1 protein-coding gene is annotated in these 405 nt (G+C 66.4%); it reads right to left on the minus strand.

Annotated features, from left to right (window positions below):
- Positions 1–30: 30 nt before the first annotated feature.
- The coding region (locus AC1DYK_RS36030; RefSeq protein WP_478170626.1) for a hypothetical protein at positions 31–405 on the minus strand (375 nt) is incomplete at its 5' end.

Here is a 405-nt window from a genome sequence, read left to right on the forward strand (position 1 = left end):
GGCGGGTCGGGCCCCACCTGCTCTGAGGGATCAGGCCTTGGCGGCCGCTGCGTACTCCTTGGCGAATTCCTCAGCGGCCTGGTCGCCGCCCTTGGCCTTCCACTCCTTGACCATGGAGTCCCAGGAGGAGAGGGGCTTGCGGCCCATCACGATCGCCTTGATGGCGTCCTCCTTGAGGAGCATCAGCTCGTTCTGCTTGGCGAACCAGGTCTTGGAGAGCAACCCCACCGACGGGTCGACGACACCGATCTCGGCGATTTCGGTCTGGAAGGCGTGGCGACGCTTGACCGACTCGGCTCCGCCCGGGACCCCGGCGGGCAGGAACAGCACCTGCTGACCGGTGGCGATGAAGCTGATGCCGAGGGTGTCCTTGTTGTCGCCGTCGAGGGCGAGCTTGGTCTGCAC

The sequence above is a fragment of the Variovorax sp. P2_H12 genome, from assembly GCF_056403395.1.